Here is a 13,575-nt window from a genome sequence, read left to right as displayed (position 1 = left end):
TATTGACTGGCTGGAATGGTTTGATGATAGCCGCTTTAGCTATGGGAGCCCGCGTCCTGGGGGATGAAAGCTATCTGCAGGCAGCCCGCCAGGCAGCTGATTTTGTAAAAGAGAATTTGCGCCGGCCGGATGGCCGGCTTCTCGCTCGCTACCGGGAAGGAGAATCTGAATACCTGGCTTATGCAGTTGATTATGCATATTTTATCTGGGGTTTGATTGAACTCTATGAGGCTGGTTTTGATAGTCATTACCTGGCTCTGGCCCTTGAACTCAGCGAAGATCTAAATAAATATTTTGGGGATGAAAAAGAGGGAGGCTTTTTCTTTTATGGTTTGGATGCGGAGCAACTATTGGCCCGTCCCAAGGAAGGCTATGATGGAGCCATGCCCTCGTACAATGCTGTAGCTGTTCTTAATTTCATGCGTCTGGCCCGCTTAAGTTCCGACCTGAGTTGGCAGGAAAAAGCGCAACAGGCTATGGATTACTTTGCAGCAGAGATTCAGGAGTATCCAACTGCCCATTCTTTCTGGTTGCTGGCGGCCATCTTCCAGATATATCCGGGAAGTGAGGTTGTAGTGGCAGCTGAGTCGGAAAACCAGGCAACTTCGGAAATGTTAAAGTTGCTTAATTCTCGTTATGATCCCCATAGATTGATAATTTTAAATGAATCGAAAACTAGTGAAATACTGGGTTCCAGAGCTCCCTATTTGCAGCACATGCCTGGTATAGAGGGCAAGCCTACTGCCTATATATGCGAGAATTTTACCTGCCGGGAGCCATTGGTAGGAATGGATGAGCTGCTGGAATCAGGATATATTTAATAAGCGGAGATATTCTAATCCCCCGCCTCGTTGTAGTGCTGTGTTGAAACTGCTCCGCAGTTTCTTCCGATGCTTAATTTCCGTTTAAAAATGCTGGCAAAGAAGTGTTGCTGGTTTTATGGTTACTCTAATTTACCCCTGATAATACAAGAGATTTTGCTCTAAATCCGGATCCAGGGGAGCTCCGTTCTTAGTTAGCCGCGCGTAATTGGCCGTAAGAATCTTGATTTCACGATTGCGGAGATTGTTCATACGAGAAATCTGGCTGTTATAGAGAGGATGCTTCTCCAGGCTTTCCCTGATGGAGAGGGAAAAGGGGCAATGTTGAAAGAGAATTTGCCGGGCTACTTTATTGAGACGCAGCAAGCCCCGGGCTTCGAAATTTATCCAGGTTTTATAATCGCTTGCGAATATTTCCCGGGTATTGTTGCGGTGCTTTTCAATCTGTAGCCGGAGTTTTTCTTTGGCCTCTTCAGTAAGATTCCGGTTCTTTTTATAAAACTGAATGTAATCGCTATATTCTCCTACCAGTGAGTCTGACACATTGCTGGTTCTGACAATACTGGAAGTGCTGCGCGACAATTCCCAACGGAAATGAGAGATTACCTCCAGCAGCATAGTATCCAGGTTGTCGTTGCAGAAAAGAGGCAAGACAAATCGCGCGGCCGAGTTCCTCACCCGTCCGGTCAATTCCTGCCACATTATTCCACGGGAACCTACTGTTGGCAGTAGGATATAGTCAGGCCAGACCGGCTTCATAATGATATGCTTGTTTATGCCAATCTCCGGGCGGTGGTACACTATTTCCCGGTGAAAAACTGAATAATCAACCTGCAAAAGTTTTTCCACACTTTCCCTAATTTTTTGGGGAGTAAGCAGATATTTTGTTAAATCTCTTGGCAAAATACCCGAATAAAGCACGGGGAAATAACTGGCACTGGAGCCATGACATATCCGTTGACCAAGCTTAAACAGGTTTTCTATTTCATGTTGCAGTTTGCCGCTGGCATCATTATCATATTGTGGCTTATCCGTATCCCTCAGTTCTCCCCGTTTTTTCTTTTCGCGGAAAACTTCGTTATAGTCATAGCCGAATTCATTTACCGAAGGCTCCTTATCCTGCTTATAAATGCTTACCAACCAGTTATCAGCGGTGTAAACAGCATCCTTTCTTCCAAAATCAATACTTTCGGCCAACTGGTAAAGACTGTTGATTTGCTCAGGCAGCAAAAGCCTTTCATCCAGATAGCCAAAGCAAAGAAACATCTTCAACAGCGGATCAGAATAGCCTTCTGCGGCAACTCTCTTCAACACTGCTGCATATAGCTCAAAAAACACTGGGGTAACCTGCTCCCTTACTTTCCGAATCTTGCTATCGTTGGCATACTGTTGCTGCAAATGGCCAAAGCTATCTAAGCCCTGTTTAAGCTGTTCGGCTGAATTGCGGGATATCCCCCCAAAATGGATTATTGTTTCCAGGCTATGTTCGAGTTCAACTGGTATATTATTAGCTATCGCGCTTCTTTCCAGTTTTGCTTTCATATGCTTATTCACCTCACATTTTGCTAAAGATGCCAGGCATTACTATGCTACTTTTATACTAAATGAAATGGACGGATTCCAATATCAGCTATATTTCCTATTTTACGGGGTCATTTATCCTGGCAGAAAGGTCCTGTAAGTCACGCCAGGAACAACATGAAGCTGCTTGTTGTACTTCGGAAACAGAGAGCAGCTTACTCATGAGATTCTTTTAAATAGGCATAAAATTCATGATTGCTTGTCAATGAAAAATATTATGCTTCAGCTCTGCCGGAATCGCTTTTAACTGGCAGAAGTGTGATTCTTTTGATATAATAATAAGCTGAAAGAAAACTGGCAAAAGGTTGCAGTATTCTAGTCAACCCTATACAATTTCGAAGACGGGCCTAAAAATCCGTAAAGGGCACATCGATGAAGCTTCTGGTGCCGGCTTGTGACGCCCAGTCAGGGGTCGGTGCTGGGAGTTAAGAGTGCAGGGGCAATCCGCAACGGCATGCGGGCATGACCCCTGTATTCGTGGAGGCTCTTCAACGGTATGACCAGTGAAGGGAAAACCTGCATTCCGGTTAAAGCTGGGTGCAGTGTAGCCTGCCTTGAGTGGCGGCGGCGGATGAACTGTAGTGGATGGGAATGTCCCGGCCAGGATATTTTTATCTGTTCTGAAACCGGTTGCTGCAAAAGAGGCTAGAATTGATGTGGGTTGTTGAGGAAAACTCCTAGACTGTTGTGTTGCGGAACATGGTTTGTCGGGGATTAAAGTGTGTACTAAGTGGTAATCCAGCCCCATAAGCGGCAACGCTATGGAGCAGGCGTAAAGGGAAACCGCCCCTATGGCGACATTCGGGTGACCTGCTGGGAAAACCTGCTGGACCTATGTCGCAGCGTTTACTCGACAGACAACCTTTTGCCAGAATTTTTCCTGGAGGATACAGCGTATTGATGGGCTATATAAAAAAGGATAACCTGATATCAGGACTGTTAGTAGCCTTTTTTACGTTTTTTATTGCTCTTTTGGTTAGTTTGGGTTCTGAAGCTCTGGTGAGAGCAGTTAATAATGTGATTGTTGCTCTTATTCTCTTGTTAATAGTTATTTTCTTGGGAATATTTTTTGATATAATTGGAACAGCAGCTACCGCTGCCCAGATGCCGCCCTTTAACGCCCGGGCGGCAAAAAAAATATTTGGGGCCAAACAGGCGGTCAAGCTGGTGGGAAATGCTCATCTGGTAGCCAATTTCTGCAACGATGTAATTGGGGATGTTGCTGGCACCTTGAGTGGCGCCATAGGCGCTGGAATTGTAATCAGCCTGGTAAATGAACTGGTATTTTTGGATATAATTCTAGCCGGAGCACTGATGACTAGCCTTATTGCAGCCTTGACGGTTGGGGGCAAAGCGGTGGGCAAGAGACTGGCGGTAAATCAGGCCAATAATATTATCTTTAGAGTGGCAATAATTTTGGCCTGGTGGGAAAAGATGAGTGGAATGGAACTGTTTAAGAATAGAAGGTGAAGCTTATGGATGAGATTCTAAATACGATTAATTCACCTCGCGACCTTAAAAAACTAAGCCTTCCGGAGATGACGCAACTGGCCAATGAAATCAGGCAGTTGCTGGTAAAAAGTGTGGCCAAATGTGGCGGCCACCTGGCCTCAAACCTGGGCGTGGTTGAACTGAGCCTGGCTCTGCACACGGTTTTTGATAGTCCTGAAGACAAAATAATATGGGATGTAGGTCACCAGGCCTATGTACATAAGATACTCACCGGTCGCCGCGAGCAGATGAGCAGCTTGCGCCAGTATGGAGGAATAAGCGGCTTCCCCAAGACGGAAGAATCGGAACACGATGCTTTCAATACAGGTCATAGCAGCACTTCCATTTCGGCTGCTCTGGGAATGGCCCTGGCTCGTGACCTTCAGGGCCAGAGCAATTCAGTTGTAGCGGTAATTGGTGACGGGGCTCTTACTGCAGGAATGGCCTTTGAGGCTTTAAATCATGCGGGTCAGGAGGATTCTGACCTGATTGTGGTACTAAACGATAATGAAATGTCCATTTCTAAAAATGTTGGTGCCATGTCGGCTTATCTTAATCGTCTCCGCACCGATCCTTCCTATTCCCGAACCAAAGAAGAGATAGAAAGTGTTTTAAACCGTATTCCGGGAATTGGCCCGAATCTGGCCCGGGCCGCGGGAAAGTTTAAGGACACGGTAAAATACCTGATGGTTCCCGGAATAATATTTGAAGAACTGGGTTTTACCTATATCGGACCGGTAAACGGTCATGATCTGGCAGAATTGAAAGCGGTGCTGAACAATGTTAAAAGGATGAAGGGGCCGATCCTTCTTCATACTATAACGCAAAAAGGCAAAGGCTATGAACCGGCTTTACAAAAACCGGACATCTTTCACGGTGTGGGGCCTTTTGACATTGATACCGGTACCCAGTTGAAGAAAAGCTTAAAGACTTATACCGAGATTTTTGGTGATTTTATGCTTAACCGGGGTCGTTGGGATAATAAACTGGTGGCAATATCTGCTGCTATGACCAGCGGCACAGGGCTATCTGAGTTTTCCCGCCAGTTCCCGGAGCGATTTTTTGATGTAGGGATTTGTGAACAACATGCAGTCACTCTGGCTGCTGGTATGGCTTCCGCGGGATTAAGGCCAGTAGTAGCGGCGTATTCGACCTTTTTGCAAAGGGCTTATGACCAGATAGTTCATGATGTAGCCCTGCAAAAGCTGCCCGTAGTATTCGCCATTGACCGGGCTGGCATGGTTGGGGAAGACGGCCCTACCCATCATGGGGCTTTTGATTTTTCTTATTTAAGACATATCCCCAATCTTACCATAATGGCTCCGGCTGATGAGAACGAGCTTCTGGACATGCTTCACAGCGCCTTCTGTATTGGAGGGCCGGTTGCGGTCCGGTATCCCCGGGGGGTGGGGGAAGGGGTTAGAATTAGATCCGAACGCCAGTTGCTGGAGCCGGGACAGTCACGGTTAATTTTAGAAGGCCAGGATCTGGCCATTATTGCGGTAGGCAGAGGAGTATCCATTGCTCGGGATGTGGTTGATATCCTGGCTGGCAAAGGGGTCAACCCGCTGTTGGTTGACGCTAGATTTGTAAAGCCTCTGGATCACCGGGTTATAGCCGGAGCCGCCCGGAAACATCACCGCCTGGTCACTATAGAAGATAATTGCCGGGCCGGGGGCTTTGGCAGTGCCATAGGAGAGATGTTGGTGGAAGAAGGAATCAATGCCGAATTTCTGAATATAGCTATACCCGATGAATTTGTAGAGCATGGAAGGGTAGAGCTCCTTTTCGAGCAGCTGAATATGAATCCCGATTCCATCGTTGAGAGTATCGCTAGCAAATGGCCGGAGCTCTTTAGCTCCGGAGCCAGGTGGGAGTTGCTGAAGTTTGGCCAGAATTAGACTGGATAGCTTGCTGCACGACAAGGCATTGGCCCCCAGCCGGGAAAAAGCCCGGGCCATGATTTTGGCCGGGGAAGTTAAGGTGAACGGGCAGATGGTAGATAAACCTGGAACTGCAGTAGATGAAGAAGCCAAAATTGAGCTGGCAAGCCGTCTAGCCCGTTATGTCAGTCGGGGCGGCTTTAAGCTGGAAAAGGCCATAGAGGACTTTCGACTTGATTTTTCCCAGCGGGTGGTTTTGGATATAGGGGCCTCTACCGGCGGCTATACCGATTGTGCCCTGCAGCACGGGGCGATAAAGGTATTCGCCCTTGATGTGGGCTATGGACAATTGGACTGGAAATTACGCAACGATCCCCGGGTTAAGAACCTGGAACGAAGAAATATACGCTATTTTTCGCGGGAAGAATTAGGGGAAGCAGTAGACATAATTACCATGGATGTTTCTTTCATTTCCACGACCCTGGTTTTTCCAGTTATCAAGGAATTGCTTAAAGAGGATGGGGCTATTGTTTCTTTAATCAAACCCCAGTTTGAGGCGGGCCGAGACAAGGTGGGTAAACATGGTGTGGTTCGTGACCCGGCAGTTCACCGTGAGGTTTTACTTAATTGCATTAATTCTGCTCAGCAGGAGAATCTATACTGTACTGCGGTTAGCTTTTCCCCTATAACCGGTCCCAAGGGGAATATCGAATACTTTATCCAGTTGAAAAAAGAAGCTAAGCCTTGTGAACGAATTGGGGAAGTGGTCGGGAAAGTAGTGGAAGAGGCTCAGCAAAAACTGGGAGGCAAAAAGTGAAGATTATTTTAGTAAACAATCGTTTTAAGGAAAACACGGAAAAAAAGGCTCAGGAGATAGCGGGGCGGCTTGCCTCTCTCCAGGTTGAGGTAATTATTGACAACGGCCTGGATGAGCCCTTTGCGGAAACTGTGGATTTTATTATAGTTCTGGGTGGCGATGGTACCATGTTGCGGGCGGCCCGGCGTTATGGACAAAGGGCTGTCCCGGTTTTAGGTGTGAATATGGGCACCGTTGGTTTCTTAAGTAATATTGAAATTAACGAATTGACGGAGTATTTGCCGCTTATCTTACGAGAGGAATATTCTCTGGAACCGAGGATGATGCTCGAAGTAGCGGTTTTTCAAAAACAATCACTTTTGACCCGGGTTTTTTGTCTTAATGAACTGCTATTGCGTTCCGATAGTCCCCGGATGCTGAGCTTTGAAATGGAAATATCGGGACAAAGCCTGGAACCTTATCGGGGAGACGGCTTAATCGTGTCTACTACTACTGGTTCTACGGCTTACTCCCTTTCCGCTGGAGGACCGGTTGCGGATCCACTGCTGGATGCCTTCATTGTTACCCCGGTGGCTTCCCACATAATAAACAAGCGACCACTGGTAGTATCTCCCCAACGGGAAATAAGCCTTCGTCTTCTCGAAGAGCGGGAAGCAGTTATTGGAATAGATGGCCAGATAAAGATGGATTTTGGACCTGAAAACCGGGTTTTGATAAAACGAGCCCCTCACCCGTTGTTAATGGTTAATCTAAAAGCCAAGCCTTTCTTTACTTCTATTGACAGGAGTTTACAGCGCCAGTGAGCTTGGTTCATTGAGCATAAGGAGCAAAAGAGGCAAGGATAATTGAAGGAGGGCGAAGATGAAACTGCGCCGGCAGCTTTGCATAATTGACATTATCAGTAATAAAGAAATAGCTACCCAGGAAGAATTGTGCGAAACTCTCAATAACCAGGGTTTTGATATTACCCAGGCTACTGTATCCCGGGATATCAAGGAACTCAAGTTAATCAAAGTAGCGGATAAAGACGGTTATCATTATGCCCTGCCGGAAACCCCGGGGGTAAAGGGATCATATGAGCGAATGAAGAGGGTTATTCAAGATTCGGTGCTGGGACTTGATTATAGTGAAAACCTGATTGTCATTAAAACTCTACCTGGTTCTGCCCATGCGGTAGCTTCTCTTATTGATTCCGCTGAATGGCCCACCATTATAGGTACAGTTGCGGGTGATGATACCATTTTGGCAGTGGTCAAGCCTAAAGAGGCTGCTCCCGGTATTGTGGAAGAGTTCGAGCAGCTTATGTTGAAAAGCAACCGCTAGCTGTGCTTGATTTATGAAATAGAAGTATGGCTCAACTGCAAAAACCCCTTTTGTTGTATAAGGGTTGCATAAATATACAAAGCGAGCGTTGGCGAAGCATGGGATGCAACACCCGGCGAAGGCGAGCGGCGAAAGGGGGCGAGCGACAGGACGTCGCGAGAGCGCTTCTGACCAGGATGGGAGATTAGCGCGGTACCCCTTGAGCCGCGAGACAAGCCGCAGGTGTTGCCCATGCGAAGACTGCGAGCGGTATATTTATACAAGCCAATGAATATTAATAACTTTTTGCAGTAGAATCAAGTATGAACTTTTGCATGACAACTTTTGATTTTGAATGAAGGGGATCAAATGCTGCAAGAGATATATATAAAAAACTTCGTACTTATCGATGAGCTACGGCTTTCTTTTGAGCAGGGCTTGAATGTACTTACCGGCGAGACCGGGGCGGGTAAATCGATAATAATTGACGCCCTGGGCCTGGTTCTGGGCGAACGGGTAAGAAACGATCTCCTGCGGGACAGCCAGAAAAAGGCCATAGTTGAAGCAGTATTTGTAGTGGAGAACAATAGTGCAGCCCATTCTGTTCTGCTGGAAAACGGATTGTTGGAGGAAGAAGAGGATTGCATCGTCGTGAGCCGTGAAATCGCTACCAGCGGGCGTAGTTTGGCGCGTATAAATGGGCGTAATGTAAATGTCGGCTTCCTCAAAAGCCTGGCCCGGCAACTGGTAGATATGCACCTGCAGGATGAAAACAGCGGATTTTTGAATCCGGCGAACTATCTGCAATTTATTGACAGCTTTGTCCAGCAAGGCGAAGAGATAGGCCCAAAGATTGAAAGCCTCTTTCTAGAGATAAGAGAAAAAGAACGCCAACTTGACGACTATAGGAATAGTGAAAAGGACCGTCTGCAAAAGATTGACTTTATGACTTACCAAATAAATGAGATAGAAAAGGCTGGTTTGCGCAGCGGAGAAGAAGAGGAACTTCTGGCCCTTAATAAAAGAATAAAGAATGCTCAAGCTCTGGAGGAAGGAACCGGGAGGATACTGGAATTGCTCTACCACCGCCAGCACGGCGGTGAAAGTGCCCTGGACCTGATTGCGGCAAGCCTGGAGAGCCTGGGCCGCCTGAAAGACGATGAATTTTTATCCCGCTTACAATCGCCGCTGGAAGAGATCTATTATTCCTTGCAGGATATTGCTTCTCAGCTGTCGTCATTTCGGGAGTCGTTGGATTTTGAACCAGGCTTATTGGAGGAAAGCGAAGAACGCTTATACCAGTTACAACGCCTTAAAGGCAAATATGGTCAGAGTATTGATGAAATCCTGGCCTATCTGGAAAAGACTCAGCTGGAATTGGAATATATTGAAAACACGGGAGAAAGGCAGGAAAAGCTGGAAGAATCCATAGTTGAATTAAAGCTAAGATATAATCATTTGGCGGCTCAACTGAGCCAATTGCGGCAAAGTGCCGCGCAAAGGCTGCAGGACAGTGTTGATATAGAATTGCGAGAGCTTAACATGCCCCAGGTGAAATTTGCCGTCAAGCTAGAGGCCCGGGAAACTCCAGGCATTAAGGGCATGGATCGGGTGGACTTCTTGTTTTCTCCCAATCCCGGAGAGGAGATGCATCCCTTATCCCGGATTGCTTCGGGGGGTGAAAGGTCTCGTTTTATCCTGGCCTTGAAAAAGGCTCTGGCTGGGATTTATATGATTCCCACCCTGATTTTTGATGAAATTGATGTAGGGGTTGGCGGAACAGCACTGGTAGCCATGGCCTACAAACTATATGAATTATCCCTGGAGCATCAGCTTATTCTGGTAACCCATTCCCCCCAAATAGCCAGTCTGGCTCGCCAGCATTTCCAGATTGAAAAATCCAGCAGTGAAGACTGCACCCGTACTACGGTGAGGGAATTGGCGACTGAGGCTCGGGTAGAAGAGATTGCCCGTATGCTGGAGGGAGAGGATTTCTCCCCATTGGCCCTGGAGCATGCCCGCGAAATGCTCACCCGGAGAGATCTGACCCAAGCAGCGGTGAAAAGAGAGTGAGAACTCCACATCCCGAGGCCGAAACTCATCCTCCTTTTGCACATTATTATTATATTTCTACAATGATATTATACAACAATGGTCAAATAAAGTCAAAGAATAGACGAATGAAAATTCAAAGGAAAACAACAGCAAGTATTATTTTTTGATTTTATGTTATAATCATAAATAGAGGTTCCCAGCGGGAACTGAGAACCGTAAAAGTTATTATGATTTAGCTAATACATTATGTATTAGCTTTATTTTCTGGTTACGCCAATTATGACAACTACCAGTGACAACAACATAAGCAATTCAATTATACGGATAAGCATTTCCCCTCTCCTGGGATTGCCAGGAGTAGGAGGCATCCTGCATAGCTAATCCAATTATACGCCAAATTAATAGAAAAACAGTAAAATTAGCCAGCCTTTCATGTCTTAGGATACAAGCACTGATGAAAAGTGAATCCGATTCTGTCTTTGAATGATGAGATATCCTAGTATATTAACCCTCACCCCTCACTCCTTACTTTTCTTTTACCACATTATCTTTCTTATTAGAGTTTCCAAGTCATTAATGGCAATTCTTTGCTTCGCGTATATTCACCCGCAACCAGGGGAAAAATATTTGATATTAATTGGAGCGGGAGGATACAGATTTTGCAGAGAATTCGCCCCTGGCTGGGAATAGTATTATCGTTGCTGCTTATCGCCCTTTGCATTACCCCACAGGCCCAAAGCCTGTTAAGCCTTCCTCAATACCAAAGATTAGTGGTGGGTGAATCCAGTAGCATCTCCCTGCCGCTACCGGAAAAAATCAAAGATAAAATTCAGATGCAGGTTATAAGCCCGTCGCGAAGCGTCTTTGCTGCACCCCAGGAGCCCCCGGTAACCATAAGCTCGAACTCATCGGGTTACGAAATTTTAGCTTTAAAACCGGGAAAGGTGAACGTCAAATTAAAACTCTTGGGTTACATACCTTTGAAATCCATGGCGGTCGAAACCCTGCCCACCAAACGAGTAGTTGCTGGTGGGCATTCCATCGGCGTCATACTGCAGTCCAAAGGCATAATGGTCGTAGGCTATGCACCGGTAAGCGACAGTGAGGGAAAGAAAGCCTACCCGGCTCGGGATCAGGGGGTGGAAATCGGGGATATTATTTACCAGGTTGATGGTCAGCCTTTGCACAGCGAAAGCGAGTTAGCCAGGATAATTGACGAAAAAAAGAGTGTGCTTCTCGGCATTAAACGAGGCAGCAAGAAGCTTTCCATAACGGTTAGCAGTACTTACTGCCCGGAAACCAACCGCTGCCGGATTGGCCTCTATGTGCGGGATGGGGTAGTTGGTGTCGGTACTCTGACTTTTTGGGAACCGGATAGTAAAATCTTTGCAGCTCTGGGACATGTGATCATTGATGCTGATACCAAACAGCAGATTGATGTTTTGCAGGGTAAAATTGTCAGTGCTTCCATTCAAGGGATAAAGCCGGGTAAACCAGGACAGCCGGGAGAAAAGATAGGTGTTTTCAATGGCGAGGGAGAGATTGAAGGAAAAATTATAAAAAACAGCTATTCCGGTATTTTTGGAAAAACCGGAGATGAGATTACTAATCCGCTGGCTCTCTATACTATGGAAGTAGCTTATGCCCACCAGGTTAATGAAGGTCAGGCCCAGATATTAACAGTCGTCAATGGTGATGATATTGAAGCCTTTGATGTAGTGGTTGAGAAGGTTTTCCCGGAACGCCAGGATGGGAAAAGTATGATAGTAAGAGTTGTGGACCAACGGCTATTAAATCTTACGGGAGGGATTATACAGGGGATGAGCGGGAGTCCGATTATTCAGAATGGTAAGATAATTGGGGCCATCACGCATGTCTTTCTCAATGATCCTACCCGAGGTTACGGCATTTTCATGGATAATATGCTTTCGGAAATTCCTGCCAGTCTTAGCCCCTGGTCCAAGGTTTCGACAAATTTCCGGGATGCTTAGAAAATCATAGCATATTAGAGCTTTATATTAATAATTAGTGTTTCATTATGGTAGCATCTGCTGGATTATGCATTAATTTTGTGGAAAAAAAAAGCAGGAAGTTAACGGAGCATGGTCGAAAAGCATTAGACAATAGACATTAAAAGATGAGGAGGAATTAATCTGTATGTTTAATGAAGCAAATCGGATAAAGATTCTTATCGCCGATGATAATCGTGAATTTTGCGGAATACTCAGAGACTATTTCAATAACGATTCCGATTTTGAAATAGTGGGTATCTGTAACAATGGTACGGAGGTTCTGGAGATTATTGAAAAAACCCCGATTGAAGTATTAATTCTGGATCTCATAATGCCCTATATGGATGGCATCGGAGTTTTGGAGAAAATCAATGAATTGAATATTGAACCACGCCCCCGAATAGTTATATTGACTGCTTTTGGCCAGGAGAACATAACTCAGAAGGCTGTTCAACTGGGAGCAGATTATTACATATTGAAGCCTTTCAACTTACAGGTTTTAGGCGATCGGGTTAAACAGGTGGTCCGTGATGTACAGCCCCGAGTCGAGAATAGGAGTGCGGGAACCTCCGTAGTTAGCAGTAGGCCGGGAGCAGGCAAAGATATGGAAATCGAGGTAACCAAAGTAATTCACGAAATCGGAGTGCCTGCCCATGTAAAAGGTTATCAGTATTTGCGCGATGCTATTATGCTGGTGGTTGCGGAAATCAATTATCTGGGGGCAGTTACCAAAGAATTATATCCTACTATTGCCCAAAAGTATGACACTACTCCCAGCCGGGTGGAAAGAGCTATTCGCCATGCCATAGAGCTGGCCTGGGATCGTGGCGATTTGGATAAAATAAACAAGTTCTTTGGCTACACGGTAAGTGGAGAGAAAGGGAAACCGACCAATTCAGAGTTTATTGCCATAATTGCTGATCGCTTGCGGCTGGAAAATAAAGTAAGCTAAGGGAAAGCTGCCTGAAAGCAATGCCTCTCATTTATGTAATACTAAATGAGAGGCATTTTCTTTGGGGTGCTGCTTTTCGTCCTCTTCTTAGTCTGGAGGGGGATTTTTAATTAATTACACTATATGATAATATAGTTTTCGGAGGAATCCTTTGCTGGAGAACTAAAAACCCTATTTTACAGGCCTATTGGCCTGGGTTAAACCTGAGGTGAAAAATGTTAGCCAAAGGACGGGCCCGGATGGACCGGCGTACCAAAAACCTGGTGACACGACTAAAAAAGAGCGATATTGCTATTATCGACCACGATGATATAGATGAAGTGGCCGCTAATTCCCTCATCGATGCCCGGCCGCAGGCTATTATTAATACCCAGGCTTCCATTACGGGGCGTTACCCGGCCAAAGGAGTCTACAAGATTTTGAAAGCGGGCATACCGGTATTAGATGAGGTGGGGGAGAATATTTTTTCCCAGCTCCGCGAAGGTGTTCTTATAGAGGTCAGGGGAAACCAGGTATTTTGGGGAAAAACCGTAGTTGCCGAAGGAAAAGAACTGAGCCTGGAAGATGTAAGGCTGAAGCTCAAAGAAGCTCACCAGAACATCCAGCTGGAGCTGGATCATTTTGTCGATAACACCATGGAATATGCCAAGAAAGAAAAGGA

Annotated in this window: 10 protein-coding genes and 1 pseudogene; 10 read left to right on the top strand and 1 reads right to left on the bottom strand. The window is 45.9% G+C overall.

Features of this window, described 5'->3' with window-relative positions; all coding sequences use genetic code 11:
• Window positions 1-821 (top strand): annotated as a pseudogene (locus PHP87_RS07770) (thioredoxin domain-containing protein); the annotation flags it as partial.
• 132 nt (window positions 822-953) lie between these two features.
• Here the strand turns inward: PHP87_RS07770 and PHP87_RS07765 are convergent.
• A complete protein-coding gene (locus PHP87_RS07765) occupies window positions 954-2,363 on the bottom strand; it encodes a hypothetical protein (protein ID WP_299920146.1) in 1,410 nt (469 codons plus the stop codon).
• A 939-nt stretch (window positions 2,364-3,302) separates the two neighbouring features.
• Here PHP87_RS07765 and PHP87_RS07760 point away from each other — a divergent pair.
• The 9 genes from PHP87_RS07760 to steA all read left to right on the top strand — a co-directional run.
• A complete protein-coding gene (locus PHP87_RS07760) occupies window positions 3,303-3,872 on the top strand; it encodes a hypothetical protein (protein WP_299920147.1) in 570 nt (189 codons plus the stop codon).
• A gap of 5 nt (window positions 3,873-3,877) precedes the next feature.
• The gene (dxs, locus tag PHP87_RS07755) at window positions 3,878-5,794 is read left to right on the top strand and encodes a 1-deoxy-D-xylulose-5-phosphate synthase (protein WP_299920145.1); all 1,917 of its coding nucleotides are present in this window, start codon (window positions 3,878-3,880) and stop codon (window positions 5,792-5,794) included.
• Window positions 5,781-6,593: a TlyA family RNA methyltransferase gene (locus tag PHP87_RS07750; protein ID WP_299920144.1), complete on the top strand. Its 813-nt coding sequence runs from the start codon at window positions 5,781-5,783 to the stop codon at window positions 6,591-6,593. The genes dxs and PHP87_RS07750 overlap by 14 nt, the downstream gene beginning before the upstream one ends.
• Complete coding sequence (locus PHP87_RS07745; protein ID WP_299920143.1) at window positions 6,590-7,396, top strand: NAD(+)/NADH kinase; 807 nt, start codon at window positions 6,590-6,592, stop codon at window positions 7,394-7,396. Before PHP87_RS07750 ends, PHP87_RS07745 begins: the two co-directional genes overlap by 4 nt.
• 58 nt (window positions 7,397-7,454) lie before the next feature.
• Complete coding sequence (gene argR / locus PHP87_RS07740) at window positions 7,455-7,916, top strand: arginine repressor (protein WP_299920142.1); 462 nt, start codon at window positions 7,455-7,457, stop codon at window positions 7,914-7,916.
• A 348-nt stretch (window positions 7,917-8,264) separates the two neighbouring features.
• A complete protein-coding gene (gene recN, locus PHP87_RS07735) occupies window positions 8,265-9,968 on the top strand; it encodes a DNA repair protein RecN (RefSeq protein ID WP_299920140.1) in 1,704 nt (567 codons plus the stop codon).
• 641 nt (window positions 9,969-10,609) lie between these two features.
• Window positions 10,610-11,941 carry a SpoIVB peptidase gene (gene spoIVB / locus PHP87_RS07730; RefSeq protein WP_299920139.1) on the top strand — a complete coding sequence of 444 codons (1,332 nt, stop codon included), beginning with the start codon at window positions 10,610-10,612 and terminating at the stop codon, window positions 11,939-11,941.
• A 166-nt stretch (window positions 11,942-12,107) separates the two neighbouring features.
• Window positions 12,108-12,914, top strand: coding sequence for a sporulation transcription factor Spo0A (gene spo0A, locus PHP87_RS07725; RefSeq protein WP_299920138.1), 807 nt, complete (start codon window positions 12,108-12,110; stop codon window positions 12,912-12,914).
• Window positions 12,915-13,129: 215 nt separating this feature from the next.
• A partial coding sequence (gene steA / locus PHP87_RS07720; RefSeq protein ID WP_299920137.1) for a putative cytokinetic ring protein SteA occupies window positions 13,130-13,575 on the top strand: 446 nt, incomplete at its 3' end.

The organism is Syntrophomonas sp. (genome assembly GCF_028707975.1).
Taxonomy (GTDB): domain Bacteria; phylum Bacillota; class Syntrophomonadia; order Syntrophomonadales; family Syntrophomonadaceae; genus Syntrophomonas.
The sequence above is the reverse complement of the archived record's forward strand: the minus strand, read 5'-3'. Positions and strand labels throughout refer to the sequence as shown.